Annotated in this window: 24 protein-coding genes and 1 tRNA gene; 15 read left to right on the forward strand and 10 right to left on the reverse strand. The window is 37.4% G+C overall.

The window, feature by feature from the left end; translation table 11 throughout:
- Nucleotides 1–103: 103 nt before the first annotated feature.
- Together NF867_RS03055 and NF867_RS03060 are read right to left on the reverse strand one after the other, a co-directional pair.
- Nucleotides 104–2461: an ABC transporter permease gene (locus NF867_RS03055; protein WP_252586075.1), complete on the reverse strand. Its 2358-nt coding sequence runs from the start codon at nucleotides 2459–2461 to the stop codon at nucleotides 104–106.
- A gap of 79 nt (nucleotides 2462–2540) precedes the next feature.
- Nucleotides 2541–3218 carry an ABC transporter ATP-binding protein gene (locus tag NF867_RS03060; protein WP_252586076.1) on the reverse strand — a complete coding sequence of 226 codons (678 nt, stop codon included), beginning with the start codon at nucleotides 3216–3218 and terminating at the stop codon, nucleotides 2541–2543.
- Nucleotides 3219–3348: 130 nt separating this feature from the next.
- Here NF867_RS03060 and NF867_RS03065 point away from each other — a divergent pair, with 130 nt between their 5' ends.
- A complete protein-coding gene (locus NF867_RS03065) occupies nucleotides 3349–3702 on the forward strand; it encodes a four helix bundle protein (protein WP_252586077.1) in 354 nt (117 codons plus the stop codon).
- A gap of 76 nt (nucleotides 3703–3778) precedes the next feature.
- On the opposite strand, the gene NF867_RS03070 is transcribed toward NF867_RS03065, so the two are convergent.
- Entirely contained in the window at nucleotides 3779–5032 is a 1254-nt protein-coding gene (locus tag NF867_RS03070) for an efflux RND transporter periplasmic adaptor subunit (protein WP_252586078.1), read from the reverse strand.
- Nucleotides 5033–5382: 350 nt separating this feature from the next.
- Here NF867_RS03070 and NF867_RS03075 point away from each other — a divergent pair, with 350 nt between their 5' ends.
- The 3 genes from NF867_RS03075 (at nucleotide 5383) to NF867_RS03085 (ending at nucleotide 8846) form a co-directional block, all read left to right on the forward strand.
- Entirely contained in the window at nucleotides 5383–6783 is a 1401-nt protein-coding gene (locus NF867_RS03075) for a sigma-54-dependent transcriptional regulator (protein ID WP_252586079.1), read from the forward strand.
- Nucleotides 6773–8122 (forward strand): sensor histidine kinase, encoded by a 1350-nt coding sequence (locus NF867_RS03080; RefSeq protein ID WP_252586080.1) that lies wholly within the window; start codon nucleotides 6773–6775, stop codon nucleotides 8120–8122. The genes NF867_RS03075 and NF867_RS03080 overlap by 11 nt, the downstream gene beginning before the upstream one ends.
- A gap of 115 nt (nucleotides 8123–8237) precedes the next feature.
- A complete protein-coding gene (locus NF867_RS03085; protein ID WP_252586081.1) occupies nucleotides 8238–8846 on the forward strand; it encodes a polysaccharide deacetylase family protein in 609 nt (202 codons plus the stop codon).
- Nucleotides 8847–8853: 7 nt separating this feature from the next.
- On the opposite strand, the gene NF867_RS03090 is transcribed toward NF867_RS03085, so the two are convergent.
- The gene (locus tag NF867_RS03090; protein ID WP_252586082.1) at nucleotides 8854–9561 is read right to left on the reverse strand and encodes a carboxypeptidase-like regulatory domain-containing protein; all 708 of its coding nucleotides are present in this window, start codon (nucleotides 9559–9561) and stop codon (nucleotides 8854–8856) included.
- 270 nt (nucleotides 9562–9831) lie between these two features.
- On the opposite strand from NF867_RS03090, the gene NF867_RS03095 reads away from it, so the two are divergent.
- From NF867_RS03095 to NF867_RS03115, 5 genes are all read left to right on the forward strand, one after another.
- Nucleotides 9832–10488, forward strand: coding sequence for a DUF4136 domain-containing protein (locus NF867_RS03095; RefSeq protein ID WP_252586083.1), 657 nt, complete (start codon nucleotides 9832–9834; stop codon nucleotides 10486–10488).
- Nucleotides 10489–10507: 19 nt separating this feature from the next.
- On the forward strand, nucleotides 10508–11119 hold the full coding sequence (locus NF867_RS03100; RefSeq protein WP_252586084.1) for an outer membrane beta-barrel protein: 612 nt from the start codon (nucleotides 10508–10510) through the stop codon (nucleotides 11117–11119).
- Between the two features lie 74 nt (nucleotides 11120–11193).
- On the forward strand, nucleotides 11194–11523 hold the full coding sequence (locus NF867_RS03105) for a tRNA-binding protein (protein WP_252586085.1): 330 nt from the start codon (nucleotides 11194–11196) through the stop codon (nucleotides 11521–11523).
- A gap of 248 nt (nucleotides 11524–11771) precedes the next feature.
- Nucleotides 11772–12413 (forward strand): hypothetical protein, encoded by a 642-nt coding sequence (locus NF867_RS03110; RefSeq protein WP_252586086.1) that lies wholly within the window; start codon nucleotides 11772–11774, stop codon nucleotides 12411–12413.
- A gap of 130 nt (nucleotides 12414–12543) precedes the next feature.
- On the forward strand, nucleotides 12544–13176 hold the full coding sequence (locus NF867_RS03115; protein WP_252586087.1) for a peroxiredoxin: 633 nt from the start codon (nucleotides 12544–12546) through the stop codon (nucleotides 13174–13176).
- 104 nt (nucleotides 13177–13280) lie between these two features.
- Here the strand turns inward: NF867_RS03115 and NF867_RS03120 are convergent, their stop codons facing one another.
- Nucleotides 13281–13523 carry a DUF6952 family protein gene (locus NF867_RS03120; protein ID WP_252586088.1) on the reverse strand — a complete coding sequence of 81 codons (243 nt, stop codon included), beginning with the start codon at nucleotides 13521–13523 and terminating at the stop codon, nucleotides 13281–13283.
- Complete coding sequence (locus NF867_RS03125) at nucleotides 13523–13846, reverse strand: thioredoxin family protein (protein WP_252586089.1); 324 nt, start codon at nucleotides 13844–13846, stop codon at nucleotides 13523–13525. Before NF867_RS03125 ends, NF867_RS03120 begins: the two co-directional genes overlap by 1 nt.
- Before the next feature lie 318 nt (nucleotides 13847–14164).
- Here NF867_RS03125 and NF867_RS03130 point away from each other — a divergent pair, with 318 nt between their 5' ends.
- From NF867_RS03130 to NF867_RS03145, 4 genes are all read left to right on the forward strand, one after another.
- Nucleotides 14165–14389 (forward strand): hypothetical protein, encoded by a 225-nt coding sequence (locus NF867_RS03130; RefSeq protein WP_252586090.1) that lies wholly within the window; start codon nucleotides 14165–14167, stop codon nucleotides 14387–14389.
- Nucleotides 14390–14534: 145 nt separating this feature from the next.
- Nucleotides 14535–15212 (forward strand): endonuclease III, encoded by a 678-nt coding sequence (gene nth, locus NF867_RS03135; protein ID WP_252586091.1) that lies wholly within the window; start codon nucleotides 14535–14537, stop codon nucleotides 15210–15212.
- Nucleotides 15213–15287: 75 nt separating this feature from the next.
- A complete protein-coding gene (gene recA / locus NF867_RS03140; protein ID WP_252586092.1) occupies nucleotides 15288–16310 on the forward strand; it encodes a recombinase RecA in 1023 nt (340 codons plus the stop codon).
- A 66-nt stretch (nucleotides 16311–16376) separates the two neighbouring features.
- Nucleotides 16377–16907: a hypothetical protein gene (locus tag NF867_RS03145; RefSeq protein ID WP_252586093.1), complete on the forward strand. Its 531-nt coding sequence runs from the start codon at nucleotides 16377–16379 to the stop codon at nucleotides 16905–16907.
- Here the strand turns inward: NF867_RS03145 and tsaD are convergent.
- Nucleotides 16904–17905, reverse strand: coding sequence for a tRNA (adenosine(37)-N6)-threonylcarbamoyltransferase complex transferase subunit TsaD (tsaD, locus tag NF867_RS03150; protein ID WP_252586094.1), 1002 nt, complete (start codon nucleotides 17903–17905; stop codon nucleotides 16904–16906). The two genes, NF867_RS03145 and tsaD, sit on opposite strands and share 4 nt — an antisense overlap.
- Nucleotides 17906–17995: 90 nt before the next feature.
- On the opposite strand from tsaD, the gene NF867_RS03155 reads away from it, so the two are divergent.
- Nucleotides 17996–22507, forward strand: coding sequence for a translocation/assembly module TamB domain-containing protein (locus NF867_RS03155; protein ID WP_252586095.1), 4512 nt, complete (start codon nucleotides 17996–17998; stop codon nucleotides 22505–22507).
- Between the two features lie 13 nt (nucleotides 22508–22520).
- On the opposite strand, the gene NF867_RS03160 is transcribed toward NF867_RS03155, so the two are convergent.
- The 3 genes from NF867_RS03160 to NF867_RS03170 form a co-directional block, all read right to left on the reverse strand.
- Nucleotides 22521–23732, reverse strand: coding sequence for a bifunctional 3,4-dihydroxy-2-butanone-4-phosphate synthase/GTP cyclohydrolase II (locus NF867_RS03160; RefSeq protein WP_252586096.1), 1212 nt, complete (start codon nucleotides 23730–23732; stop codon nucleotides 22521–22523).
- Between the two features lie 70 nt (nucleotides 23733–23802).
- Nucleotides 23803–25239: an LptF/LptG family permease gene (locus NF867_RS03165; RefSeq protein WP_252586097.1), complete on the reverse strand. Its 1437-nt coding sequence runs from the start codon at nucleotides 25237–25239 to the stop codon at nucleotides 23803–23805.
- A gap of 397 nt (nucleotides 25240–25636) precedes the next feature.
- Entirely contained in the window at nucleotides 25637–26017 is a 381-nt protein-coding gene (locus NF867_RS03170) for an START-like domain-containing protein (RefSeq protein ID WP_252586098.1), read from the reverse strand.
- Between the two features lie 120 nt (nucleotides 26018–26137).
- On the opposite strand from NF867_RS03170, the gene NF867_RS03175 reads away from it, so the two are divergent.
- Nucleotides 26138–26211, forward strand: a tRNA-Met gene (locus NF867_RS03175).
- Nucleotides 26212–26308 lie beyond the last annotated feature (97 nt).

Here is a 26308-nt window from a genome sequence, read left to right on the forward strand (position 1 = left end):
TGTAGTTTTTAAGGTTATGTGTATGTTGATCTAGCCTTCGGCTACCCTCACTGTCATGCTGAGCGAAGTCGAAGCGATTGTCATGCTAAGCGAAATCGAAGCGTTATTCAGTTCGTAAACTCTTTACCGGATTAGCCATTGCAGCCTTTATGGCCTGGTAGCTCACCGTTGAAAAGGCAATGAATAAAGAAACTATTCCGGATGCTATGAAAATCCACCATTGCATATTTATATGGTAGCTGAATGTTTGCAACCACTTACTCATCGCCCAATAAGCAATGGGTGAAGCAATAAGGATGGCTATAACGATCAGCTTTAAAAAATCTTTAGATAATAGCGCGGTGATATTAATAACAGAAGCACCTAATACTTTGCGTACTCCAATTTCTTTCGTGCGGTTCTCGGCCATATAGGTTGCCAAACCGAACAGCCCCATACAGGAAATGATAATGGTAAGCATCGCAAAAATGGTGATCAGCTTAGAAGTACGTTGAGCATCATTGAATTTCTGAGCATATTCCTGATCTATAAACTGATATTCGAATGGGAACTGGAAATTATGTTTCTTGAATATCTGTTCTGCAGCTTTAATGTTTTGAGCCGTTGAATTAGCAGGGTTCAGTTTAATATGAATTACATTAAACCATCCTTTAGCGCCCTCAATAACCATTGGTTCTGTATTTTCAAAGGGCGACTGCAGCACAAAATCTTTTATCACACCCACTACATGCCAATCAATTCCATTGTCTTTTACAATTTGTCCGACAGGATCTTTGAAACCCATTATCCTTGCTGCCGATTCACTTAATATACAAGCAGTTGAATCCGTTGGAAATTCTTTCAGATTAATATCACGTCCCTGAATAATCTTTAAGCCAATGGTTTTGGTAAGATCATCGTCCACACAAAAACGGTTAAAGATTATTTTCTGCTTTGGATCTTTTCCTTTCCACTCAAAACCCCATGAATTACTAAATCCTTGTGTAATTGGCGCGCTGGTTTTACAAACCGAAATAGCCGTTCCTGAACTCAGCAATTCTTCTTTGATAACAGGATAGTTTTTCTCCAAATCCTCAGTTAAAAAGTGATAGATCAGGTTATCTTTTGAATAACCGGTTTCCCTCTCTTGAGAATATTGAATTTGCCGTCTGATAAAAAGAGTAGAAATGATTAGTATAATGGCAATGGTAAACTGAGTTATCACCAACACTTTGCGTGGATTGAAAGAAGTATGCACTGCCTTTAAGGTTCCTTTTAAAACCCGCACCGGTTGAAATGCAGAAAGGTAAAAGGCAGGATAGCTTCCGGCAAGCATGCCTGTAAAAAGTATAAAAGAGAAGAAGAACAACCAGAAATATGGATTTCCATACTGAACTGATAACTGTTTCTCGGTAACACTATTAAACACCGGCAAAAACAGTTGAACAATGGCAATGGCCAATACCCCGGCAATGAGTGCCAACAAAATAGACTCACCTAAAAACTGGCGAACCAATGCAGTTCTTTCAGCACCAATAACCTTACGAATACCTACTTCCTTAGCACGTTTCTCGCTTCTTGCAGTACTCAAATTCATGAAGTTGATACATGCAATTACCAAAATAAATGCAGCCAGTATTCCAAATATTTTAACCAGATCAATTCGTCCTCCCTCCAGTTTACCATCGAACTTAGAATATAATCTCAATTTGCTTAAAGGATGAATAAAGAGTTCGTTTTGCTCCTCTCCTTTTGAATGACGAATGGTGAAATCTCTAACTTTAGCGTTAAAAGTGGCAGCATTAACACCTTTCTTTAATTCAATATAAGTATCGGTTGAATTGTTGCCCCAATAATCATCATCCCAGCCAATTTTTGTTAAATAGGCCCATGGCAATAAGTACTCAAATTGAAAGTGTGAATTTGAAGGAGGATTTTTAACCAAGCCGGTAACGATGAAATTATCTTTGTTTTCGATCTTAATGGTTTTGCCTATTGGATTATCATCATTGAATAAACTTTTTGCAAGCTTTTCAGTGATCACAATTGAATAGACATTGTTTAATGCTGTTTTAGCATCTCCTTTTAACACAGGAAACGAAAACATGGATAAAAATCCCGGATCAACAAAACCACCCTTAACACGAACTTTATTGTCCCCAACGATCAATAAAAATGGGCTTCTGATTTCAACCCGCGATACTTCTTGTATATCAGGATATTCCTGCTTTAAGGTTTTTCCTAATACTTTAGGTGTAGTACCCCATGATTGCAGCTTACCATCAAACACAGTACGGTTCCACATCTCATAAATGCGATCCTTGTTTTCATGAAATTGATCGTAACTGAATTCATGTTGAATCCACATCAAGATTAGCATTGCGCCGGCCATACCTATTGCCAGGCCCGAAATATTGATAATCGAGAAGCCTTTGTTTCTCAATAAATTTCTGAATGCTATTTTAAAGTAGTTGCGTAACATGAGGTTGATTTTTAGCAATGGGCCCTGCCCGGCAGGGCCCTTAATTGAAACTTTATTTAAATGAAGATCTTAGATCGAATTAAATCATCACATTCTCCAGCACCACCTGTCCATCGAGCATGCGCACAATGCGATGGCTGTAGCGGGCATCATGCTCAGAGTGAGTAACCATGATCACTGTTGTTCCGGCATCGTTTAACTCGGTAAGCATTTGCATTACCTCATTACCGTTACTTGAGTCAAGATTACCGGTAGGCTCATCGGCAAGAATTAGTTTAGGACGATTGACCACAGCACGCGCAACAGCCACACGCTGCTGTTGTCCACCCGACAATTGCTGAGGGAAGTGATTCTTGCGGTGCATGATCTGCATTTTCTCCAAAACTTCCTCAACACGTTTCTTGCGTTCATCAGCACCTACTTTTAGATAAAGCAAAGGCAACTCAACATTTTCATATACCGTTAACTCATCTATCAAGTTGAAGCTTTGGAACACAAAACCAATATGTTGTTTGCGCAAGCTCGCACGCTTACGTTCGTTGTAATGCGCTACTTCTTGTCCGGCAAAAACAAAACTTCCGCCATCAGGGTCATCAAGTAAACCCAGAATATTTAGCAAGGTAGATTTACCACAGCCCGAAGGGCCCATGATGGCAACAAACTCACCTTCTTTAACATCAAATGACACACTGTTTAATGCAACGGTTTCTACATCTTCAGTTCTGTAGATTTTTTCCAGATTGGATATCTTTATCATATGCTTAGTTATTAGCTTTTAGTTGTTAGCTTTTAGTTGTTAGCTTTTAGTTGTTAGCTTTTAGTTGTTAGCTTTTAGTTGTTAGCTTTTATAATTAATTTATCTACTTAAAACTTATTCATTTTCTACTATGAGAAATTTTAAACAGTTATTAGTATGGCAAAAAAGCCATAAACTTGTTCTTTTGATTTATAAGGCCTCTTCAAAATTTCCAAAAGAAGAATCCTTTGGTATAACCAGTCAATTAAGACGTGCTGTTGTCTCCATTCCCTGCAATATTGCCGAAGGATGTGGAAGAGAAACAGCTCCTGATCTTGCTCGATTTCTTAGCATTGCCATGGGCTCAGCCTCTGAAACAGAGTATTTAATTTTACTCTCCCGCGATCTTGAATATTTAACCGATACCGAATTCATGCTATTAAATGATGAATTAATTGAATCCAAAAAAATGTTAAACACACTGATCAGAAAAATTAAGTCCTGATATTTAGCGATTAATTATTAGGTGTTAGGTATTAGATTTACCTAATGGCTAACACCTAACGACTAATCACTAATAGCTAATGACCAATATTCAGTTCCTGAATCTCTCCGTAGTTCTCATAACTTGAAGTCACTACTTTATCACCTGGCTGTAAGCCGCCAAGCACTTCGTAATAATCAGGGTTTTGACGACCAAGCTGTATATCAACTTTGTAAGCAGTTTTACCATCAGCACTCACTTTAAATATCCAGTTACCGCCGGTTTGCTGATAAAAACCGCCTTTAGGCAATAACAATGCTTGAGTTTCATCGCCCAATGCTAAACGGATTTGTAATGTTTGGCCTCTTCGTACTCCTTTAGGAACGCTTCCAACAAATTCCATATCTACTTGAAAACGTCCATTACTCACCTGAGAATAAACCTTTTTTACTTTCAGTTTATAGGTTTCGTTATTGAAAACAAACTCTCCATCCAAACCGGTAAATACTCTCGAAATGTAATGTTCATCGATATCGGCACGTACTTTAAATCCGCTCAATACATCGATTTGTCCTAAACGTTCGCCTTTATTTTTTGACTGACCTATCTCTGCATCAAGCGAGGTAAGCTGACCATCAACAGGAGCTTTTACGGTAAGATCTTCTGCTTTTTTTCGCATTAGCATCAAAGCATTTTGCATACGCATTAACGATTGCTTTTGCTGAATAAACTGCTGGCTATTAGCGAGTGTATCTTTCTTTAATGTTTCCAGCGTTAATTTTTTCCTGCGTAATTGGTAGTTGTACTCGTTCTCAACCGATTTAAACTCCTGAAAAGAAACCACTTTTTCATCATAAAGGGTTTTATTCATTTTGTATTTACGTTCTGCCTCGGCTAAGGCATTATCTACATCGGCCAATTGATTTAACTGTCTGATACTGTTTTGATCAGCAAGGTTACGAGTGTTTTGCATATTGGTGATCAGGTCGTAAACAGCTGTTTCGCGGTTAGCCAGATCCAGCTCTAAATCAGTATTGGCTAATTTTAAAATTGGCTGTCCGGCTTTCACCACCGCTCCGTCTTCAACAAACTTTTGTTCAACACGTCCGCCTTCTACCGCATCCATATAAATAGTAGTAATCGGTTGTACTACGCCATTTATTGGAATAAATTCCTGAAACGGGCCCTTCTTCACTTCACCCACAATAATCTGTTCGTCCTTTACATTTAAACGTGTCTTACCGCTTATAGAAAAATAGCTGAAACCAATTAGTGCTATTATTGCCACCGCGCCAACAATTGTGAAAATTCGTTTTGCCGGCCATTTTTTCTTTTCAATGATTCTGTCCAAAGCCTTATGTATTAGTATTCGTTAGTGGTTAATTACTGATGTTTTTCGTTCATCTCAGCTCTTTCACGCTGCTGTTCAGTTGGCATTGCTATCTTCAAAAGCGTGCCATTGAAAAAAACGGCTTTAACTCAGTCATTTAGCAGAAAATCGAATTTTCAACCATTTTAAATGTGTTCGGTTTCGATACAAAAACTGTCCGCATACGAACAGGTAAATGATACAGTCTAACGTTAAACACTGAAACTAAGCTATATTTAAAACTGCATGAAAGTTGTTGCTGTAGAAATAGCTTTATGCAGAGAAAGTCATTTGTAGTACTTTTATCACCACTAAAACCTTTTGCTTAAAAAATGAAATTGAAAAACGCCAAAATTCTTATTGTCGATGATGACCCGGATGTGTTGTTAGCCATGAAAATGCTGCTGCAACCCGAAGTGCATCAATTAACAACCGAGAAAAACCCTGAAAACCTCAACGCTTTAATTTCCCGCAATAAGTTCGACCTGATCATTTTGGACATGAACTTTAAAAGCGCGTTGAATACTGGTAATGAAGGGTTCTTTTGGCTAAGCAAAATTCGTGAGCAGGACAAAGATGTTTTAGTGATCATGATTACTGCTTATGGCGATATCGATTTAGCGATAAGATCATTAAAAGAAGGTGCTCGTGATTTTGTAGTAAAGCCTTGGCGTAATGAAAAATTAATAGAGGTTATTTCAGAAGCCCTTGACAAACAAGCTTCAAATGGTAAATCGCTTAATGTTTCAAAAAGCGACTCAGCTTCACAACCAAACAAAAATGGATCAGCCAAAACCAATACCTCTAATTTGATTGAACTCATTGGTGAATCCGAAGCGATGCAGGATGTCTTTTATAAAATCGACAAAATCGGCCCTACGGATGCCAACGTATTGATTTTAGGAGAAAATGGGACCGGAAAAGACCTCGTAGCAAGAGCCTTGCACGAACGTTCGCTTCGAAATGATAAACCTTATGTTGCTGTTGACCTGGGCGCACTTACCGAAACTTTATTTGAAAGTGAACTATTTGGCCATCGAAAAGGTGCTTTTACTGATGCTCGTGAAGATAGAACCGGAAGGATTGAAGCAGCCTCCGGAGGAACATTATTTCTGGATGAAATCGGAAACATCTCTTTGTATCAACAGGCCAAATTACTATCAGTTTTGCAAAACCGACATATTGTACGTTTGGGAACCAATCAAATGATCCCGGTTGATATTCGGTTGATTTGTGCCACTAACGTTCCTATTTATGAACTGGCATCAGAAGCACGTTTCCGTAAGGATTTAATTTATCGGATCAATACCGTTGAAATTACCTTACCCCCATTGCGCAAAAGAGGAAATGATATTGAACTGTTAGCCCAACATTTTCTTAAGATCTATTCCACCAAATACAACAAATCGGGGCTTGATTTTGAACCATCTGCCTTGCTCAAATTAAAGCAATACAATTGGCCTGGCAACGTTCGTGAGCTTCAGCATACAATTGAACGTGCTGTAATTATGGCCGGAACAGCATTTATAAAAGCTAACGAACTTTCCTTCTCTCCAATTGAGCATCCGGAAATGACCAATGATGAACCTAAAACATTTCAGTTGCATGACATTGAGAAGGATACCATTTTAAAAGCTATAGAAAAGCATCAGGGAAACATAAGTAAAGCGGCAAAAGAACTTGGTATAACACGCACTGCATTATACAGAAGACTCAACAAATATGACATCTAAACGCTTCGAAATCATACTAATTGCCCGTGTGGTGCTTCTGTTTATCACACTATGTGGGGCGGCCTGGCTTTTTGTAAAATATCAAACATGGTACCCGATAGTCTTATTGGTTATCGCATTTTTCCAGCTGTTTGCCATTATTAAATATGTTAATCGAATTAATACCGAATTAAGGGATTTCATTAACGCCATTAAATACAAAGACTTTAGTCAGCATTACAGCGTACAAAAAGCCCCTGCTTCTGTTGCCTTGCTACGACAGGCTTTTAATGATGTTGGGAGGGCGTTTAATCTACTAAACATAGAAAAAGAAACCCAGTATCGGTATCTACAAACCGTTATGGAAATTGTTGATACAGGTATTTTATTGTTTGATGAGGATGGTACCGTGAAATGGGTAAATGAAGCGGCTAAAAAGATGTTTAGTTTGCCGGAACTTAAAAACATTGAAGGTTTAAAATCACGAAATACTGAGCTAAAAGAAATTTTAGAATCATTAAAGCCGGGAGAAAATAAACTTTTGGAAATAGAAACGGGACATTTTCCGATAAAGATCGTTTCCTCAACCATGCAATTTAGGTTAAACGGCAAAATTCAATCGATGTTCGTATTTAAAAACGTGAATGATGCAGTTCAGGAAACGGAAATGCAGACCTGGCAAAAGTTGCTGAGAACAATCACACATGAAATTATGAACTCAGTGGCCCCTATCGCTTCTCTGGCCGAAACATTAAAGAAACGACTGAGCTACATTCAAACCGATGGTGGATTCGAAACTTCCGATAATGAAGCTATAGAAGATATAGAATTGATGGTGGATGTCATCAGAAAACGCAGTGAAGGATTATTAAAATTCGCCGAAACCTATAGAAGCCTTAGCAAAATCACTATTCCATCATTATCGGTAATAAACATTCAGGATTTGTTTGCTAACCTAAACCAGTTATTGGGCCCTGATCTCAAGCAAAAAGGAATAAAAATTTCTACTGAGCTACGTGACCATGGTTTAAAAATAGAGGTTGATATTTCGCTTATTGAACAGGTTCTTATCAACCTGATTTTAAATGCTACAGAAGCAGTTAAAGAAAGAGAGAATCCTCAAATCAAACTGGTTTCTTTTTTAAATGAAGCGAATCATATAGTTATTGAGGTGATCGATAATGGTATTGGTATTCCTCAGGAATTAAGAGACCAGATCTTTATTCCTTTTTTCACAACCCGCAAAAATGGCTCAGGTATAGGCTTAAGCTTATCTCGTCAGATTATGCAATTACATAAAGGAACAATTGTAGTAGACTCAAGAGAAGGGGAAGGCAGTATTTTCCGGCTGATCTTTTGATAAATCCTTCTAATCAATTTAAACATTTATAATTTAACATCTCGTTAAAAGAAAGCCAATAGAAATTTCGTAATTCGTAATTCGTAATTCGTAATTCGTAATTCTAAAATTAATTATGTATCCGGTAAAGACTCCCTATTTTATAAAAAAGCTGTTTCCTTCATTAACCTGGAACTATCCAAGAACCGAGAAAGTACTATACCTTACTTTTGATGATGGTCCGATACCAGAAGTAACACCTTTTGTAGTTGAGCAGCTTAAGAAATACGGTGCAAAAGCAACTTTTTTTTGCATAGGCGACAATGTGCGTAAGCATCCGGAAGTTTTCGAATTAGTAAAAAAGAATGGGCATTCCATTGGGAACCATACCTTCAATCATTTAAATGGCTGGCATACCCAAACAAATGAGTATTTAAAGAATATTCAAAAATGCCAAGAGTTGACAAAATCATATTTATTCAGACCTCCTTATGGCAAAATTCGTCCAACACAAATTTTAGATCTTAAGAAACACTATAAAATCGTTATGTGGGATGTATTAAGTGGCGATTTCGATTTAAAATTAACTCCTGAAGAATGTCTTGAAAATGTTATAAAACATACTGAAAATGGTTCAATCATTGTTTTTCATGACAGCCTGAAGGCTGAACCTCGGTTGCGTCACACGCTGCCATTGGCATTAGCTCATTGGGCAAAACTTGGTTATAAATTTAAAGCCATATAGCTTATTATTACTTTAGGGAAGTGGAATCTGCCTTTGATCCAGTCTCTTTAAACTTTTTGTAGCTAGTGCTTATATAGGTATAAATGTCGTACTGGTTAGCTGATTTTATAAATTCATATTCAGGCCGGCTAAATTTCATAAAAGCTTCCATTTCAGCGTCACTATCAATTTTAACTATTTTTTTAATTAGCACCGGATTGTAATAGTTATCAATAAACTTTTCGTGTTCATAGTCCACTATCCGGCTTTGGAAACTTCTCAAGCCCTGGCGTTTTTTGCCACTGTATAAATATTCAATAAATGATAGTGGATGAAAAATGGCTGTTCCGATCAGGTTCCCGGTTGATTTATCTTTGTAATTAAAAACCCTTGCATAATCTTCTCTAACCTCAGCGGAATCAGCTTTGTATGATTTTTTGCCCGACACCATTACTTCTGGTAAGGATAAGGTTCGGGTTTGCATGTAAATATTCTTGTTTAAAAAATTAAGTGACTTATCAATAATAATCTTTTGCGTTTCGTAGCCTAAAGCTGAGAACAGAATTGTATCACCCATTTTCACGTACACCTTATAATTCCCCTCCCTATCGCTTGATAACTGGTAATCGATGGTTTTGTTATAAACCTGAACAAACTCCATTGGCTTAGCCTTTTCGCGATCATATATTTTACCCGACAAAATCCCCTGGCCACGTACCGCGTAGCTAATTATCAAAAAAAATAAGACAAAAAATACTTTCAAGTACCTCATAGTCAATATCAATCTTCTAAAACTCAAAACATACAAAGATAGTATTCGAGGTGTAAAAGAAATTTCAGTAACGCATAATATACAATTTAGTTCAACAAAAACACAAAAACACTGAATTTCAGCAAGTTAGAAACATTTAATAATTTGCAGACCAACAATTTAAATCCCGGTTTAAATACTATAACTTTTGATATATTAATTTTGATAAGTATATTTAAGTATAAACGCTCTCTCATGAATAAGAATTTTTACTTAGCCAAACTTGGCATTTGCGCAAGTATTATTAGTTGCGCGCTTGTCCTTAACTCCTGCTATCCGAATAACGATGCAGACATTCAAGATCTGGACGTAGTTGCAAGCTTCCCAAAAAAAGATTACGACTTTAAGCAGAACAACACTTACACACTCCCTACTCGTATTCCAATAATAGACGATGAGGTTCCATTACCAGGTGACACTTTACCTGCGGCTGTTGCTCAACCAATTATCGCTAAAATCAGAGCAAACATGACGGCAAATGGCTATACCGAAATCCTACCCGGAAATCCTACAGCTCCTGATGTAGCCATCACCTCTTATGCGATCGAAACAACTTATGTTGGCGCTTATTATCCGTACTGGTGGTACTGGTGGGGTTATTATCCATGGGGTGGTTGGGGCTACCCTTGGGGTCCAGGTTGGTATCCTGGAGGAGGTTATTACTATTCTTTTGATACGGGTAGTTTAATGATTTCAATGAGCTCTCCATCGGGCGGTAGAACTAATGAGGTTAATACACTATGGCTGTCTGCCATTAAGGGTGTCTTGAACGGAACCACTTCCAATGTTCAACGAGCAACAGAAGGTGTTGATCAAGCCTTTTTACAATCTCCTTATTTAAAAACAAATTAATCTCAAAAGCCTCGAAATCATGAAATTTATTTATAAAACACTTAGTCTCGCGCTCATTGTTTGCTTATTAAGCAGTAGTGCAATGGCACAATATAAATACTACGTTAACTTTTCCTGGAACACCGCCCTACCAATGTCACCCACATCTGATTACATCAGTAAATTTAGTGTAAGAGGTGTAGGATTTGAATGGGGTGGATTTGTTAAGCCCAATGTTAGCCTCTCATTTCAAACCGGATGGAATGTTTTTTATCAGGCAAAAAACCGCCAAACATATATTGGAGAAGGTGGAGGGGCGGTTACAGGCACTCCATACAACTATATTAATGCGCTTCCTATTTACGGAAAAGCAAATTATTATTTTAAAGACCCCGCATCTTCTAAAACTACTCCTTATGTTGGCATAGGAGTAGGAACTACCTGGCAAAAACAAAATACTGATTTTGGGATCACTTCTTTCTACCGCGATGGCTGGATGTTTGGCCTGTACCCAGAGCTTGGAGTAGAATACAATATCAATCCTATTTCAGGAATAAACTTTAACGTAAGATACAATTACAATTTCGAAACCGATCAGGTTAACGAGCTAAGTTACCTGGGATTTAATATTGGTTTTGTTTACCGTTATTAATTAACCATTCTGCCTTTTCTTTATATAACTAATAATTAACTTGGTCTGTCGTGAGATACACCAAGTTTTTTTATATGATAACATTTGAAGATTTTGAAAAAATAGACATACGGGTTGGTACAATTATCAATGCTGAAATATTTCCTAAAGCTAAAAATCCATCCTATAAGCTTACCATCGATTTTGGGCCTTTGGGCATTAAAAAGTCATCGGCTCAGATAACCGTACTTTATGCAACCGCTGAATTGGTTGGCAAACAAATAATTGCAGTGGTTAACTTTCCTCCTAAACAAATTGCCAATTTCGTTTCTGAATGCCTAATATTAGGAGTTCTGGGAGATGGAAAATCTGTCACCTTGTTAGCCCCTGACAAGAAAGTTGAAAATGGGCAACAAATAGCTTAAAACCACCAGCCACAGTGATCGGTATACTTTACATTTTTAATTCTTCAACGTTTCTAGGTTTTCAAAACAACTACAATTTCACCCTATAAAGCACTTCTGAAAAAGCATACAACTTCTTATTAAAAACTAATCATTATCAATAGCTTAAGCCGGTTTTGAGTGTATATTTAACACTATTTTTTTAAGGAATGATTTATGTATATGTTCCACCAACTAAATTTAATTTAATCTTAATACGCTCTCAAAATATGCAACAGCTTTTTAAGCTATTGGTAGTATTTTTTATTGGATTGGGGGTTCTAACCCTATGCTCTAAAAGTCAACTAAAGCCTGAATATAACGTACGAGTATTAAAGTATACACTTGATAACTCTGACAATGTGCTAACTTTTGCCTTAGGAGATAACTTCTATATAGCTTATGACACCATTCAATGTGGCTTATATAAAGTTTGGCGAGGAGGATTAGCTGCAAATGATTCAAGCATTTCGGCTGTTGGAGAGTTATTTTATGAGAATTACTTGCTAAATAGTGACATTAAACTGATTGATACTAGCGGACGAGGCTATAGTCCGGCTGTTAAATTCATGGGATTTAGCATAAAAGAGAACTCCATTTGTATTTGTTATGAGGTTACTAATGAAGACAAGAAATTCATTATTGAAGAAACTATAAAAGGGGAATCAGAAAACCACACCTGCAAATTATTACGCATTTATAGTTTTAATAAACAACCCGAGAACACTCAAATAGGTATATACATTCCGAATTCATCCATAAGAAAACCTCTTACAATTACAGCTCGTAACGGAGAGGTTGCATCAGGAATGGACAAGCTTTTATTACCCGAATCAAGCAAATCTCAATTTACTCTTATATTTAACGAATAGCCCGAACACCTCAGTACCTAAACTAATCATTTTTTGCAATCAACTGTTTTTTTAAAGGGCATTATTAGTATCTTTGCGCTGATTTTAAAATCAGTATAACAAGCTAATAATCAATAAAAACAGATAAACTATGTCAGTATTAGTTGGAAAAAAAGCACCTAAATTTGTTGCCCCTGCAGTTATTAACGGTGAGGAGATTGTAGAAGATTTTTCATTAGAGCAATACATAGGTAAAAAACACGTATTATTCTTTTTTTATCCAAAAGATTTCACGTTCGTTTGCCCTACAGAATTACATGCTTTTCAAGAAAAGTTAGCTGAATTCGAAAAGCGCAATGTTGCCGTTGTTGCCTGTTCAACCGATACAGAACAGTCACACTGGGGTTGGTTACAGCTACCTAAAAAACAAGGCGGTATTGAGGGTGTTACTTATCCTTTAGTTGCTGATACAAGCAAAGCGATCTCAACTAACTTTGGCGTTTTAGCAGGTGAGTATGAATACAACGAAGAAGGATTTTTGACTGCAAACGGCCCTATGATTGCCTACCGCGGTTTATTCTTAATTGATCAGGCAGGTGTAGTTCGCCATCAGATTGTAAACGATTTACCATTAGGTCGTAATGTTGATGAAGCGATTCGTATGGTTGATGCTTTACAATATTTCGAAACCAAAGGTGAAGTTTGTCCAGCAAACTGGAAACAAGGTGAAAAAGCAATGGATGCAACTTTCAGTGGTGTTGCTTCTTATTTCTCTGAAAACTAAGAAGGATTTCACCATTTAGTTGTGTGATTACACCGATAATAAAAATGGACCCAAAGCGGTCCATTTTTATTATCGGTGTAATCTTTTTAAATCAGTGGAATCACTTACGATATTGAGGTTCTCACCCTCGAAGTATAAGCTCGCAAGGCCTTCGGAAATGCATCACCTGTTTTATCAATTTCCTGCTTAATCCAAATGGCCGCTAAAATATGCGTTAACTGCTCTCCCTCATCATCACCCTCAACTTCAATTGCCGGCATTTGTTCATCCATTAAAGCATCTTCGGCTAATTGCAACGAAGCTAAATCATAAGCTTCTACTAACTTTTTAATAGCGGGAATTTTCATTACTTGGACAATAAGTTTTCAATCATTTTAACTACCACCTCTTCTTTAGAAGATGCCGAACTTTCAACCAACTCACCTTGATTAAACGTGGCGAAAAATGGCAAATTGTCAACACCTGCCAGTTTACGGGCCGCTTCATTTTCTTCAGCGTTTATATCCAGAAAAACAACATTTGTAAAGCGTTCATCATTAGATAAACGTTTATACTTAGGCGAAAACAATTTGCATGATCCACACCAATCAGCATAGTACTTAACTATAACTTTAGCATTGGTATCTAATGTATTTTTAAAATCCTGGTCGGTACTAACAACTACTGCCATATTTATACTGTTTAATTTTTCGAGGGGCAAAAATACGGAATACACTTAGCTTTAAGAAAAGTGGCATACTTGACTACTATGCTTTGAAAAACCTTACTATATATAATGTGCTTTAATAAAAGAATGAATGATAGCTGGCAATAACAAAATATGAGGTTATTTATTCGTCGAAATAATTGCATAAATTAAGAAGCATTTCAGTTTAACGCTCTATGTCAGCAGCTTATACCAAAAAACTTTACACATAATTTTTTTCAAATTATAAAATAAACAGAAACAAGGGTCGTTAATTAAATAATCACGCTAACAGATTATTATATGATTGAAACCTTTACTCAACACAACCCAAAAACTGAATTGCGAACTCAAGAAACTTCCGAAGAAGCTGAAATGATGGAGAATTCCCTGGCAGCTGAAGAGGCTTATACCGAAGGATATGAAAATCTGGTAAGTATAAAAGAAGCCTTGAACCAATTTTTGGTAGAACCTGGCCAACACACTGTTGAAAACATTTTGAAGTATTCAAATTCAACACGCAAGTAGTTCAGCTTTCTTATGTATCTGTAGAAGGTTTAAGTCATAACAAATGGCTTAAACCTTTTTAGTTTCCTCCCAATTAGTGCCGTTCGTTTATGCCTTGAATTCATAAGGCGTTATTAATGAATTCCAAAAAAAACTATCTTTGGCCATGCTCAAAAAAGACCGTTACAAAGCATTTATTGATTATTTCTCCGAACATCAACCTAACGCCGAAACAGAACTAAACTATACTAATCCGTATGAACTGTTAGTTGCGGTTATTCTTTCTGCTCAATGCACCGATAAACGGGTAAACATGGTTACCCCTACTTTATTTGAGCGCTATCCAACACCTGAAGTTTTAGCAGAATCAAGTTCAGACGAAGTTTTCAGCTATATACGAAGCATAAGCTACCCAAATAACAAAGCCAAACATTTAGTTGGAATGGCGAAATTATTGGTTGAGAAATTCAAGAGTGTGGTTCCGTCAAGTGTAAACGAATTGCAGGAAATGCCCGGAGTTGGCCGTAAGACAGCCAATGTAATTGCGTCAGTAATTTACAATATGCCTGCAATGGCTGTTGATACTCATGTATTTCGGGTTTCCGCGCGCCTTGGCTTAACAAGTAATGCTAAAACACCTTTAGCTACCGAAAAGCAATTGGTGAAATATATACCAAAGGAGCTGATACACGTAGCTCACCACTGGTTAATTTTACATGGGCGCTATACTTGTTTAGCCAGAAGTCCTAAATGTGAAGCTTGCCCACTAACTTATTTTTGCAAATATTTTGAGCAAAATAACCTGAAAAAGACTAAAAAAAGTGGTACTCAGGAAATATTTTGAAAAAATTTTTAGCATTTTTAGAAAATAATATCCTATTTTTATCTCACTATTTTTAACATTAGAAACTACTTGATAATGAGCGATAACAAACTTGAAAAGCTAAAAGCTTTACAACTTACCTTAGATAAATTAGAAAAATCATACGGAAAAGGAACCATTATGAAGCTTGGCGATACGGCAATTGAGCCGATTGAAGCCATTTCAACTGGTTCATTAGGTCTTGACATTGCATTAGGGATTGGTGGTTTACCCAAAGGACGTATCATCGAGATCTATGGTCCAGAGTCATCGGGTAAAACCACTTTAGCTATTCATGCAATTGCCGAAGCTCAGAAAAAAGGGGGAATTGCTGCGATCATCGATGCGGAGCATGCCTTTGATAAGTTTTATGCTAAAAAATTAGGCGTTGATGTTGACAATCTTTTAATTTCTCAACCTGATAACGGTGAACAAGCTCTTGAAATTGCAGATAATTTGATCCGTTCCGGAGCAATTGACATCATTGTAATTGACTCGGTTGCTGCATTGGTACCTAAAGGTGAGATTGAAGGTGAAATGGGTGAATCTAAAATGGGTTTACAAGCACGTTTAATGTCACAGGCGCTGCGTAAACTTACTGGAACCATTAACAAAACTGGATGTTGCTGTATTTTCATCAACCAATTGCGTGAGAAAATTGGAGTAATGTTCGGTAACCCGGAAACTACTACTGGTGGTAACGCTTTGAAATTTTATGCCTCTATTCGTTTAGACATTCGTAGAACCGGACAAATTAAAGATGGAGAGGAAGTATCAGGTAACCGTGTTAAAGTAAAAATTGTTAAAAATAAAGTTGCTCCTCCTTTCCGCTTAGCCGAATTTGACATTATGTACGGCGAAGGAATTTCAAAAGCCGGAGAGATCATTGACCTTGGTGTTGAATATGAAATCATCAAAAAATCAGGTTCATGGTTCAGCTATGGTGATAGCAAATTAGGCCAGGGCCGTGACGCAGTGAAACAGTTGATCTTAGACAATCCTGAACTGATGGAAGAATTGGAAACTAAGATTCGTGCAGTGGTAACAGGTGAAAGTCTTGCGGATCAAGAAGTGAAATAAGCTTGGTCTTCATTCAATTTATATCAAACTCCGGAATTTTGTTCCGGAGTTTTTTAATTTTCAGTTATGCTTGTAGAACACCATCCTTTTCCAGCTTTTATTCCTGAAAACGCCAAGTATCTGATTATGGGAACTTTTCCGGGGAGAGACTCTACTCTAAACCCTAGACCTGAAATCTGGACCTTTGAAAGTGAACGAAATCAATTTTGGAAACTATTCAGAACGATATACAATCGTTCGTTAAGCAACAAAGCAGAAAAACAACAATTATTCTCTGACTTAAAACTAGCCAATACCGATATTATTTTAAGCTGTTCGAGAAAGAATAACAGCAATCTTGATAGTAATCTGATCAATAAGATCTATAACACAACAGTAATTGAGGCTATTTTGATCAATAATCCAATCGAAAAGATTTATTTAACAGGTAAATCAATGGAAGTTGAGTTTAGGAGTAAGTTTAAAGAAATTATTCAAAGGAACAACCAAATACAAATTATTCCACTTCCGTCGCCATCGCCGGCTTACGCCAGTATGAGCTTTCAACAAAAACTGGAAATTTATAATAATTGCTTACCGACTTTGTTCGTTCGTTAAACACTCCATCGGGCCAATGGACTAACCTCTTGCCCTACAAAGTCGCCTTTTAAATATTTATAGTAACCCGCAATAGCAATCATAGCGGCATTATCAGTACAATACTGAAACTGTGGGATAAACACTTTCCATTTCCATTTCTTCTCTGCTTCTAATAACGCATCCCGTAAACCTGAGTTTGCAGAAACCCCACCGGCAATAGCAACCTGGTTTATACCAGTTTCTTTAACTGCCTTTTTTACTTTGTTAATTAAAACCGAAACAATTCGATGCTGAATTGAGGCACAAACATCGGCCATATTCTCCTCCAGAAAATTCGGATTTTCCTTTTGCTTATCTCTTACAAAATAAAGAAACGCAGTTTTCAACCCACTGAAACTAAAATCTAGCCCGGGTATTTGAGGTTCGGGAAATTGGTAAGCATTTGGATTACCCAGCTTGGCATATTTATCAACCAGTGGACCTCCAGGATATGGCAATCCTAACATTTTTGCGGCCTTGTCAAAAGCCTCACCGGCAGCATCATCGGTAGTTTGACCAATCAGCTCCATGTCAAAGTAGTCGTTCACTTTTACGATTTGTGTGTGACCACCCGAAACTGTCAGGCATAGGAATGGAAATTGAGGCTTTGGATCATCAATAAAATGGGCCAAAATATGCGCCTGCATGTGATTAACATCAATCAGTGGAATGTTTAAACCCAAGGCGAATGACTTAGCAAAGGATGTACCCACCAAAAGTGAGCCTAAAAGGCCAGGACCACGGGTAAATGCTACTGCATTTATCTCTTTTTTACTTACTTTAGCGTCAATTATTGCCTTATGAACAGCAGGAATAATATTCTGTTGATGAACTCGGGAAGCTAATTCAGGCACAACGCCGCCAAAAGCTTCATGTACGGTTTGATTGGCTATCACATTTGACAGAATTTGGCCATCAACACAAACCGAAGCAGACGTTTCATCACATGATGATTCAATTCCCAAGATTACTGGCATAACTATATCTGAAACTAAAAATTAAACGTTTAAAAGGATATCGGCAAAGTTATTAAAATATTAGGCAAAACGCTGTTATACCTGTTCAGCTTGATTATTATCTTGCTGGTGGTGTTGTATTTTGCCGGCCAAACCAAATGGTTTCAAACTAAAGCCGCACAGTATGGTGCCGAATATCTATCTAAAAAACTCAAAACCAAAGTTCAAATCAAAGGCCTTTATATCAAATTTGTCAAATCAGTTGTAGTTGAAGGCTTATACATTGAGGACCAGAAAAAAGACACGCTGTTATACACTGGCTTATTAGAGCTTGACTTGAACAAGCTTAACCTGAATGCAGGAAAAATTGACGTGAACGAGTTAAAACTTCACAATGCTTTTTTCGCGTACAAAGAGTTAAAGAACAGGAAAACCAATTTAAGCTTCATAATTGATTATTTCAGCGGCTCACCTGATACCACTACAACTCCATCGAAACCGATGAAGATTAATGTTGATGAAGTGGACATACAAAACCTGACCTTTATTTACCATGATGAAACCGATACAACCAAAACCTCTGGTATGGACTATGGTGATATCAAAGCTTCGAAGGTAAATCTGCAGGCCAATAATGTAAGCATTGATGGAAATACTATACTTGCCAATTTAAAGCATTTAAGTGCGAGGGAAAAATGCGGATTTGTTTTAAATAAGCTTGCTGGAAAAGTAAAGTATACTCCGAAAGAAATCGAAATAAACAATCTCAAAATTATTACTCCTAACAGCAGAATCGGTCATTATCTCGCATTTAAATTCAATAAGATTGGTGATTTCAATCATTTTGTAAGCAAAGTATACATGGATGCTGATTTTCAAAATTCACATCTCGACTTTAAAGATATTACCTATTTCGCTCCTGAAATAAAGAATTACACGTTAAAAGTTAACATGAACGGCAGTGTGAAAGGCACTGTAACCGATCTTAAAACCAAAAACATCACATTAACAGCTGGCAATGAAACCCTGATCAAAGGAAATGTTTCGATAAAAGGCTTACCGAATATTAATCAAACGGACATGAATTTAGACTTTGCACGTTTGATTACTAACAGAGAAGACATTAATAGAATTTTAGCGAGCATCGACCAAAAAGATGTTGAGCTTCCCGAGATTCTTTCCACTCTCGGGAATGTTGATTTTAAAGGTACATATAAAGGACAATACAATAATTTTAAGGTAAAAGGGATACTGGTTAGCGGGGCTGGATCTGCTCTTACTGATTTAGCGATGGATATTCGAAACATGAAAAAACCATTGTATAAAGGCTTTATCAGTACTACCGATCTTGACCTTGGTAAACTTGCCAATATTAACAACCTTGGTAAAACAACCTTTAAAGCGAACATTGACGGCTATGGCTTCAACATGGCTGACATGAAAGAAGATCTTACCGCGCAAATAGCCTATTTCGATTATAATGGTTACCGCTACCAGAATATAAAAATTAATGGAAACCTAGAACGTAAAAAGTTTAATGGATCTTTTAATATAGATGATAAAAATATTGCCATTGACTTTGACGGCAAATTCAACTTAGCCGGAAATATTCCTGTTTGTGACTTTAGCGCTGATATAAAACACCTAGACTTTAAGGCATTAAAGTTCATGGAAGACACACTAGAGGTTTCCTCCTATGTAAGCAGCAACTTTTCAGGATCAAACATCGACAACCTTCTGGGGTCTTTATTATTAAAAGACACTCATTTAAAAACCAACCATGGCTCATTTAACATCGATACTGTTAGTGTTTTGTCAAAGAGGCAAGCCGACACTGCAAAGTCGCTCATTTTGAAATCTGATTTGATAGATGCTGATTTTGTTGGAAAATATAAGTTAACCCAACTCGAAGGGGCTTTAAAAGGAATGCTATCGGCCTATCTTCCTTCCTTTAAATGGAAGAACCCTAAAGCAACGGTCGATCAGAATTTTAAATTTTCGATCTACTTAAAAGATATGGAACCTATTACTTCCATTTTCATTCCTGATCTTGAAATTCCGGAAAAGGCAATGTTTGTTGGCGAGTTTAATAACTTAAAAAATCTAATGTCTATTAATGGTTCGGTACCTAAGATAAAGTTCAAAAATTTCGAGACCAATAACCTTATTGTTGACCAAGGAAACAGCTCTGAATCATTATTTCTAAACTTAGCGTTTGGAACCCTTTCAATGGATAGCTTAATGTTTAATGATGTAGCCATGTCGAATTACATGAAAAACGACCGGGTTAACTCCAATTTAAAACTTGCTGACCCAAGCAATCTGAACGCACTCGATCTAAACTCTGAAGTACTTTTCTCAAAAGATTCAACCATTTTTAGTGTTTTACCATCGGAGTTAAAACTTAATAACGAGAGCTGGAAAATTGATGACCGGTTTAGGATTTTGTTTGAAACAGAGGGCTATAAAATTGAAAACTTCACACTACACAATAACGACCAGCAATTAACGGTAGAAGGAGCCATTTCGAAAAACGATAACGATCCATTAACAGTAAACCTGAGAAATCTTAATCTAAATATTCTTAACCCGTTTTTAAAAAGCTCAGGTATTGAAATAAAAGGATATGCCACGGGAAATGCAAGTACTACAGCTGTGCTTAAAGCCCCGAAGGTTAGTTCTGATTTAATTATTCATGAGCTGGGATTGAATAATAATTTATTAGGAGACGCTGAGATTTCATCGCGTTGGTATAGCGAATCCAATGATGTTAACTTTTCGATGAATGTTACTCGTGATAATATTACTACCATAAGTGTTTCGGGAAATGTTCAGCCTACTAAAAAAGAAGATAACCTATTTGCTGATGTAGAGTTAAATGAAACCAGCCTGGTAATTTTCCAGCCATTTTTAACTGGTTTGGTCTCAAACCTCAGCGGACAAACATCAGCTAACTTACTCGTTCGTGGCAGCACGTCAAAGCCACAACTTAATGGCTTTATCAGTTTTAACAATGCAGGTGTAAGAGTTGATTATTTAAATACGCATTATACCATTAATGATAAAGTTGGAGTGGAGAATGGAAAAATTTTATTCGATGGATTTACACTTCGTGATGTGAATAATAACCGAGCCAGAGCTACCGGAAACCTCGATCTATCAGACCTTAACAATATTAAACTTGATATCCGCTTAAATGCCACTCGTTTTCAGGCATTAAATACTTCCTTTAAAGACAATGAACTTTATTACGGAACTGCTAACGCTACCGGTAATTTCTTATTTAAAGGCTCATTGAGAGATATGCTCATTGAGATAAATGCAACAACCACAGAAGGGACAAAATTCTTCCTCCCTATTTCAAGTGAAAGCAGCGTGGGCAGTGATGATCTGGTTACCTTCTTAACTCGCGATACTATAAACAACCTACAGAAAAAGGATGAAGCTGAAATGAATCTTCGGCTTAACTTCGATCTTTCAGTAACTCCAACGGCTGAGGTTTCTATTTTAATGGGTGACAATTCGGGAGGAACTATGACCGGAAAGGGTAATGGAAATCTTCAGCTTCGGATCAACACTCAAGGCGATTTTCAGATGTATGGATTGTATAATCTTACAGAAGGAAAATACGACATGAGCATTCCGGGTTTGAAAAAAGAGTTTATTATATCTGATGGAAGTACCGTTCGATTTAATGGAGACCCTTACGATGCCCGTATGAACGTAAGCGCATATGTGCCACTCAGAGCGAACTTGAGTAATTTATATAATGATGCGCGTATTTCGGAATCGACAGATGTAACCAACCAGAAGGCCAGTGTAAACACTATTATTAATGTAACGGGGAGCCTTGATGAGATGACCTATGAGTTTAAGATCGACTTTCCTCAAAATGAGAACCTCAACAACACCTTTGCGTCCTATTTCAGCAGCGAGGCAAATGAGCAGAAACAGGCATTCGGCTTAATTACTACCGGCGGTTTTACAAGTGATGCGGGCTCATCAACACTTTCACAGGGAATAATTACGAATTCACTTGTTGATGCAGCAAGTAGTAAATTTTCATCATTACTAAATGAAGCTATTGGTTCTCAAAACTTTGATTTAAACGCCAATATTAATGCAAGTGGTGAAGCCGAATTTGGCGGTAACGTTCGCTTATTAAATGAGCGTCTTATTATTAACGGTTCATTTACTTCAAGAGATAAAAATGTGACGGGAAACAGCAACTACAACACTAACAATAGTTCAGCATTGAGTAGTGATATTGACATCGAGTATTTGATATTTCCGGAAGGCAATTTACGCTTAAAGGCCTACAATCACTCTAATACCACCAACAGCACCAATAACCTCACCTACGATTCTGACTATAAACAAGGAGTAGGTATTTTATACAGGAAAGACTTCGACACTTGGAAAGAATTTTTTGAGAATACACGTAAAAAGAACAAAAGACAAGAAGCTAGAAGACTGGAAAGAGCCGAGCTGCGCAAAAAAGAACAGGAGGAAAAAGAGCGCTTAGAAAAAGAGAAAAAGGAGCTGGAAGAAAAAGAAAAACAGAAGAAAATTGATAATAGCGGTGGCGATTCAGATAGCGAACTAATAGAATTTGAACAATAAAAAATGATCCTGATTATTCAGGATCATTTTTCATTATGGCGTGTCCCATTTTATCACGCTTTGTAAGCAAGTAATTTTCGTTATGCTCATTATGCACCACCTCAATAGGAACAGACTCAACTACTTCAAGTCCGTAACCTATTAAACCTGCTCGTTTGGTTGGATTGTTTGACATCAGACGCATTTTAGTTACGCCCAATGAACGAATGATCTGTGCACCAACACCGTAATCGCGTTCATCCATTTTAAACCCTAACTGAAGGTTGGCTTCTACCGTATCCAAACCATTCTCTTGCAAATGATAGGCTTTAAGTTTATTAATTAAGCCAATTCCTCTACCCTCCTGATGCATATAAATAATAAGTCCTTTACCTGCCTTCTCGACCATTTCCATTGCTTTATGCAACTGCGGACCACAGTCACAACGGCAAGAGCCAAAAATATCACCAGTTATACACGATGAATGCACTCGAACTAAAACTGGTTCGTTGGGTTCCCAGCTACCTTTCACTAATGCCAAATGATGCTCACCTGTATCAATTTGAGTAAAGGCAACCATGTCAAAGTCACCCCATTCAGTAGGTAATTTAACAGAAACCTCTTTCTTAATTAGTGATTCAGTACTTAAACGATAAGAGATCAGGTCTTGAATAGAAATAATTTTAAGGTCGAATTTCTCGGCCATTTTAATTAGTTCAGGTAGTCGGGCCATCGTTCCGTCTTCATTCATGATCTCACAAATCACACCTGCAGGAAACAAGCCTGCCATACGAGCTAAATCAACTGCAGCTTCGGTATGCCCTGCGCGACGTAAAACGCCACCATCAACAGCTCTTAATGGAAAAATATGCCCAGGACGGCCTAACTCATTCGGGTCAATGCTAGGGTCGATCATTGCTTTAATGGTTTTGGACCTGTCTTGCGCCGAAATACCAGTAGTACAGCCATGACCCAATAGATCGATAGATACGGTAAAATTAGTTTCGTGAGTTGCCGTATTACGGCCAACCATCATTTCTAATTTTAGCTCTTCACATCGTTGAACGGTAATTGGGGCACAAACCAAGCCTTTACCGTGGGTAATCATAAAATTAATGGCTTCGGGAGTAACCATTTCTGCGGCCATCAAAAAATCGCCTTCATTCTCGCGATCCTCATCATCCACCACAATCAGCATTTTACCCGCTTTAATATCTTCAATCGCGTCCTCTATCTTATTCAGCATTAGTATAAAGTTTATTGATTGAACAACACAAAAGGTAATTAAGTTTTGTGTGGCTCAAGAGTATAATAATTTATTGATTTTCTTTCTTCGAAAAAAGTCTTTTAAAAAAGCGCTGGTACTTTTCAGCATCAAAAATTGCTGAATCAGTAGCTGCTTTATAGGTAAGAAAAATGCCTATAGGCACTAATACTAAGGTTGCCATCCACATTCCCTGATAAGGCTCAAGCTTACCCTGTTTAGCAAACTTTTCCCCGCTGATTGATAAAACGTGAAACACCAGGAAGAAGAGGATGGAAATAACAACCGGTAATCCCAAACCGCCCTTTCTAACAATTGCTCCCATTGGTGCTCCAATGAAAAACAAGACGATACAAGCAAATGACAAGGTGAATTTACGGTGAAACTCCACCATATGCTTCCTCAATATTTCCGATTGTGTTGTTGCCTCTTCCTTTGCTGAAGTAAGATAGCTCTTTACATTTCGCATTGAATTAATGGCATCGTCCACCACTATCAATCGATCAGTAGCAGGAAGAATATTCATAATGACATCTTTATTCTTCCATGAAAGATTTTTAATGGGTTTTATAGTTTTATAGTTACTGTGCGGTTTATAAAGTAAAAATGTGGGTTCAATGTATGCATCTAAGTTTCGTTGCTTTAGGGCCATCAGGTTTTGCAGCGAATCTTCTTTCACCAGCAACTGACGAACATTTAGCATTTGGTAATGGTCTTTGAACAATTCTTCTTTAGTTCTTGAAAGATTGAACCCTGACAAGTCAAACTTCAATCCGTACTCCTTAAATCGAATACGTACCTGCCTTTGACGATCGTTATAGCCATTATCGCCAGGATTTTCGGAATACCGTACCCCATCGTAAAGGTTCAGCACAAGGTAACGGTCATCATCCGATTTAAACATCTCGCCTTTCTTAGCCAATACCACATTCATATTACCATTCCCTTGCATATGGTCATAAATCATGAGATCATAAAGCGTTTTCCCATCCGGATCTTTTTTAGTAACCCGTATTGAATAACCTTCTAAATCATTATAAAAAACCCCTTCGGGAATAGCAAAAGCTGCCTTTTTCTGTCTCACGTCATAAAGGAGGCTTCCCATTTTTAAGAAAGAGCGAGGCATAATAATATTAGAAAAATAGAATGCGGCGATGCTTAGTAAGACCATTACAAACACTAAAGGAACCATAGCACGAGAAAGGGAGATTCCGGAGGCTTTTATAGCTACCAATTCATACTGTTCACCAAGGTTACCAAAAGTCATGATGGAAGCCAAAAGGATGGCAAGAGGGAGTGCAAGCGGAACGTTTACGGCAAAATTATAACCAAGCAGTTGCAAAATGGTATACCACTCTAGCCCCTTTCCTACCAGTTCATCGATATACTTTGACAAAAAGATCATCGACAAAATGAAGGAAACGATAAAAAAAGTGGCTACAAATGGCCGTAAATAAGATATAACAATGAGTTTATGGAGTTTTTTCATCCCATCTGTTTGTGGCACAAAGGTATCACAAATTACCTTTATGCACCAATAACTCCCAGAAGATTATCAACCTAGCTCTCTTATAGTAATTTACGTTCGTCTTACTCATCAACAGATACTCTAAAACTGGTTATGTGTTGCAGTATTTCGACTCCCCATCATTTCTAACCTTAGCTCTTCATCTCATTGAACAATGATAAGCGTACAAACAAAGCCTTTATCACAGGCAATCAAAATGAGTATTTCAGCGGCCAATACTTTGACAAAAAGATCATCGACCAGATGAAAGAAACGATAAAGACAATGGCTACAAAAGGGCGTAAATAAGATATAACAATGAGTTTATGGAGTTTTTCAATCCACCAGGTTGAGGCACGAAGGTATTATAAATTACCCCCTATGCACCAATAACTCCCAGAAGATTATCTACCTGACTATCCCATATTAATTTGCGTTCGCCTTTCTCATCTTCAGTGGTAAAATCAGTAACAGCTAAGGCAACATCGCCGGTAAGTTCATCCTGTAGAATTTCAAGTTCAAAATAGCAGTAAGGTTCATCGTCTTCCCATTTAAATTTCACCGACTTGTTATCCCGCAAACCCAATAAACGTGCTCGTTGTTGCTCATTGTCCCACTTAAAAGTATACATATCGTCTCTTACGGTAACATCATCTGCAAACCATTGTGATAAACCATTAGGGGTACTGATGAAATTAAATAAAATTTTAGGAGACGAATGTATCTCATACTCAAGGCTGTATTTCTTTTTAGCTCCCATCCGGCACAAAAAATTAAAAATTTTGGTCAATAATGTTTTTAAAGTACGTGATTTCCTCTTATATTTGCAAACCTTTTGAGAAAAGGGGTATCAATAAAGATACAAATAAAAACCATAATTGGCGGGGTAGCTCAGATGGTTAGAGCGCAGGATTCATAACCCTGAGGTCACGGGTTCAACTCCCGTCTCCGCTACGAAAGATAAAAGGCTTTTAGAGAAATCTAGAAGCCTTTTTTGGTTTAAAGCTACTTTGAGCTTTTATTGCTTTTCTCTTGTGCGCCAACAGATGCG

Origin of the sequence: Solitalea agri, assembly GCF_023914155.1 — a bacterium.
GTDB lineage: Bacteria > Bacteroidota > Bacteroidia > Sphingobacteriales > Sphingobacteriaceae > Solitalea > Solitalea agri.

Coding starts and splice junctions, on each gene's coding strand:
- NF867_RS03055 (WP_252586075.1), bottom strand. CDS start 2,461: ATGTTACGCAACTACTTTAAAATAGCATTCAGAAATTTATTGAGAAAC.
- NF867_RS03060 (WP_252586076.1), bottom strand. CDS start 3,218: ATGATAAAGATATCCAATCTGGAAAAAATCTACAGAACTGAAGATGTA.
- NF867_RS03065 (WP_252586077.1), top strand. CDS start 3,349: ATGAGAAATTTTAAACAGTTATTAGTATGGCAAAAAAGCCATAAACTT.
- NF867_RS03075 (WP_252586079.1), top strand. CDS start 5,383: ATGAAATTGAAAAACGCCAAAATTCTTATTGTCGATGATGACCCGGAT.
- NF867_RS03080 (WP_252586080.1), top strand. CDS start 6,773: ATGACATCTAAACGCTTCGAAATCATACTAATTGCCCGTGTGGTGCTT.
- NF867_RS03085 (WP_252586081.1), top strand. CDS start 8,238: ATGTATCCGGTAAAGACTCCCTATTTTATAAAAAAGCTGTTTCCTTCA.
- NF867_RS03095 (WP_252586083.1), top strand. CDS start 9,832: ATGAATAAGAATTTTTACTTAGCCAAACTTGGCATTTGCGCAAGTATT.
- NF867_RS03100 (WP_252586084.1), top strand. CDS start 10,508: ATGAAATTTATTTATAAAACACTTAGTCTCGCGCTCATTGTTTGCTTA.
- NF867_RS03105 (WP_252586085.1), top strand. CDS start 11,194: ATGATAACATTTGAAGATTTTGAAAAAATAGACATACGGGTTGGTACA.
- NF867_RS03110 (WP_252586086.1), top strand. CDS start 11,772: ATGCAACAGCTTTTTAAGCTATTGGTAGTATTTTTTATTGGATTGGGG.
- NF867_RS03115 (WP_252586087.1), top strand. CDS start 12,544: ATGTCAGTATTAGTTGGAAAAAAAGCACCTAAATTTGTTGCCCCTGCA.
- NF867_RS03120 (WP_252586088.1), bottom strand. CDS start 13,523: ATGAAAATTCCCGCTATTAAAAAGTTAGTAGAAGCTTATGATTTAGCT.
- NF867_RS03125 (WP_252586089.1), bottom strand. CDS start 13,846: ATGGCAGTAGTTGTTAGTACCGACCAGGATTTTAAAAATACATTAGAT.
- NF867_RS03130 (WP_252586090.1), top strand. CDS start 14,165: ATGATTGAAACCTTTACTCAACACAACCCAAAAACTGAATTGCGAACT.
- nth (WP_252586091.1), top strand. CDS start 14,535: ATGCTCAAAAAAGACCGTTACAAAGCATTTATTGATTATTTCTCCGAA.
- recA (WP_252586092.1), top strand. CDS start 15,288: ATGAGCGATAACAAACTTGAAAAGCTAAAAGCTTTACAACTTACCTTA.
- NF867_RS03145 (WP_252586093.1), top strand. CDS start 16,377: ATGCTTGTAGAACACCATCCTTTTCCAGCTTTTATTCCTGAAAACGCC.
- tsaD (WP_252586094.1), bottom strand. CDS start 17,905: ATGCCAGTAATCTTGGGAATTGAATCATCATGTGATGAAACGTCTGCT.
- NF867_RS03160 (WP_252586096.1), bottom strand. CDS start 23,732: ATGCTGAATAAGATAGAGGACGCGATTGAAGATATTAAAGCGGGTAAA.
- NF867_RS03165 (WP_252586097.1), bottom strand. CDS start 25,239: ATGAAAAAACTCCATAAACTCATTGTTATATCTTATTTACGGCCATTT.
- NF867_RS03170 (WP_252586098.1), bottom strand. CDS start 26,017: ATGGGAGCTAAAAAGAAATACAGCCTTGAGTATGAGATACATTCGTCT.